Origin of the sequence: Streptosporangium vulgare (assembly GCF_042428775.1) — a bacterium.
Classification (GTDB): Bacteria; Actinomycetota; Actinomycetes; order Streptosporangiales; family Streptosporangiaceae; genus Streptosporangium; species Streptosporangium vulgare.
Map to the genome: position 1 here is coordinate 1817 of NZ_JBHMBS010000073.1, position 3242 is coordinate 5058.

Genomic DNA, 3242 nt, shown 5'->3' on the forward strand with positions numbered 1-3242 from the left:
CACGCGCATGCTTGTGTGGGGGTGGTGGGTGTTGGTGGTGGGGTGGGTTTGGTCGCTGTTTGTTGTTTGAGATTTGCATAGTGGACGCGAGCATCTTTGTGGCCAAGTTTTTTAGGGCACACGGTGGATGCCTTGGCATCAGGAGCCGATGAAGGACGTGGGAGGCTGCGTTAAGCCCCGGGGAGTCGCCAACCAGACTTTGATCCGGGGATGTCCGAATGGGGAAACCTAGCACCAGTCATGTGGTGTTGCCTCCGCCTGAATGTATAGGGCGGTTGGTGGTAACGCGGGGAAGTGAAACATCTCAGTACCCGTAGGAAGAGAAAACAAATTAGTGATTCCGTGAGTAGTGGTGAGCGAAAGCGGATCAGGCTAAACCGTAGGCGTGTGATAGCCGGCAGGCGTTGCGTTTGCGGGGTTGTGGGACCCTCTGATGGTTTCTGCCGAGACCATAGACAGTAAGAAATCCTTCCGATAGTCGAAGCTTCTGGGAAGTTGCGCCGTAGACCGTGAGAGTCGGGTAGGCGAAATTGGTTGGACTGTTTGAGGGGATCCCAAGTAGCACGGGGCCCGAGAAATCCTGTGTGAATCTGCCAGGACCACCTGGTAAGCCTAAATACTCCCTGATGACCGATAGTGAACAAGTACCGTGAGGGAAAGGTGAAAAGCGCCCCGGTGAGGGGTCGTGAAATAGTACCTGAAACCGTGTGCCTACAAGCCGTAGGAGCGTAAACGAGGGCTTGTCCTTTGTTTGTGATGTGACTGCGTGCCTTTTGAAGAATGAGCCTGCGAGTTATGGTGTGTGGCGAGGTTAACCCGTGTGGGGGAGCCGTAGCGAAAGCGAGTCTGAATAGGGCGTTTGAGTCGCATGCTGTAGACCCGAAGCGGAGTGATCTAGGCATGGGCAGGTTGAAGCGCGGGTAAGACCGCGTGGAGGACCGAACCCACCAGGGTTGAAAACCTGGGGGATGACCTGTGTTTAGGGGTGAAAGGCCAATCAAACTCCGTGATAGCTGGTTCTCCCCGAAATGCATTTAGGTGCAGCGTTACGTGTTTCTTGCCGGAGGTAGAGCACTGGATGGCTAATGGGCCCGACAAGGTTACTGACGTCAGCCAAACTCCGAATGCCGGTAAGTGAGAGCGTAGCAGTGAGACTGCGGGGGATAAGCTCCGTAGTCGAGAGGGAAACAGCCCAGACCACCGACTAAGGCCCCTAAGCGTGTGCTAAGTGGGAAAGGATGTGGAGTCGCAGTGACAACCAGGAGGTTGGCTTAGAAGCAGCCACCCTTGAAAGAGTGCGTAATAGCTCACTGGTCAAGTGATTCCGCGCCGACAATGTAGCGGGGCTCAAGTACACCGCCGAAGTCGTGGCATTCACACATGTATCCGAGCCTTTGTGGTTTAGGTGTGTGGATGGGTAGGGGAGCGTCGTGCGGCCGGGGAAGCAGCGGAGTGATCCAGCTGTGGAGGCTGTGCGAGTGAGAATGCAGGCATGAGTAGCGAATCAGAAGTGAGAAACTTCTGCGCCGGATGACCAAGGGTTCCTGGGGCAGGCTAATCCGCCCAGGGTAAGTCGGGACCTAAGGCGAGGCCGACAGGCGTAGTCGATGGACAACGGGTTGATATTCCCGTACCCGCTACGATGCGCCAATACTGAATCCAGTGATACTAAGGGTCCTTAAGTCCCTAACGCCCTTCGGGGTGTGGGTGAGACTGAACGCCTGGCCTGAACTGGTAGTAGGTAAGCGATGGGGTGACGCAGGAAGGTAGCCCAGCCCAGGCGATGGTAGTCCTGGGGTAAGCATGTAGGGAAAGAGGTAGGCAAATCCGCCTCTTATGTATCCTGAGATGTGATGCCGAGCCGATTGTGGCGAAGTGGGTGATCCTATGCTGCCGAGAAAAGCCTCTAGTGAGTGTCGTGGCGGCCCGTACCCTAAACCGACTCAGGTGGTCAGGTAGAGAATACTAAGGCGATCGGGTGAACTGTGGTTAAGGAACTCGGCAAATTGCCCCCGTAACTTCGGGAGAAGGGGGGCCTTCGCTGGTGACGAACCTTTGCGTTCTGAGCTGGTGGGGGTCGCAGAGGCCAGGGGGAAGCGACTGTTTACTAAAAACACAGGTCCGTGCGAAGTCGTAAGACGATGTATACGGACTGACGCCTGCCCGGTGCTGGAACGTTAAGGGGACCGGTTAGTTGTTCTTCGGAGCGGCGAAGCTGAGAACTTAAGCGCCAGTAAACGGCGGTGGTAACTATAACCATCCTAAGGTAGCGAAATTCCTTGTCGGGTAAGTTCCGACCTGCACGAATGGCGTAACGACTTCCCCGCTGTCTCAACCGCAGACCCGGCGAAATTGCACTACGAGTAAAGATGCTCGTTACGCGCAGCAGGACGGAAAGACCCCGGGACCTTCACTATAGCTTGACATTGGCGTTTGGAACGTCTTGTGTAGGATAGGTGGGAGACGGTGAAGCTATCACGCTAGTGGTGGTGGAGTCATTGGTGAAATACCACTCTGGTCGTTTTGAACGTCTAACTTCGGTCCGTGATCCGGATCAGGGACAGTGTCTGGTGGGTAGTTTAACTGGGGCGGTTGCCTCCTAAAGAGTAACGGAGGCGCCCAAAGGTTCCCTCAGCCTGGTTGGCAATCAGGTGTCGAGTGTAAGTGCACAAGGGAGCTTGACTGTGAGACCGACGGGTCGAGCAGGAGCGAAAGCTGGGACTAGTGATCCGGCGGTGGCATGTGGAAGCGCCGTCGCTCAACGGCTAAAAGGTACCCCGGGGATAACAGGCTGATCTTCCCCAAGAGTCCATATCGACGGGATGGTTTGGCACCTCGATGTCGGCTCGTCGCATCCTGGGGCTGGAGTAGGTCCCAAGGGTTGGGCTGTTCGCCCATTAAAGCGGTACGCGAGCTGGGTTTAGAACGTCGCGAGACAGTTCGGTCCCTATCCGCTGCGCGCGCAGGAGACTTGAAAGGAGCTGTCCCTAGTACGAGAGGACCGGGACGGACGAACCTCTGGTGTGCCAGTTGTTCCGCCAGGAGCACGGCTGGTTGGCTACGTTCGGAAGGGATAACCGCTGAAAGCATCTAAGCGGGAAGCTCGCCTTGAGATGAGGTCTCCCACCACGAGAGTGGGTAAGGCTCCCGGTAGACGACCGGGTTGATAGGCTGGAAGTGGAAGCGCAGTAATGTGTGGAGCTGACCAGTACTAATAGGCCGAGGACTTGACCACAAAGCAA

At 56.0% G+C, this 3242-nt stretch carries 1 rRNA gene; it reads left to right on the plus strand.

The window, feature by feature from the left end:
* Positions 1 to 100 precede the first annotated feature (100 nt).
* Positions 101 to 3235, plus strand: a 23S ribosomal RNA gene (locus ACFFRH_RS43940).
* The last annotated feature ends 7 nt before the right edge of the window (positions 3236 to 3242 follow it).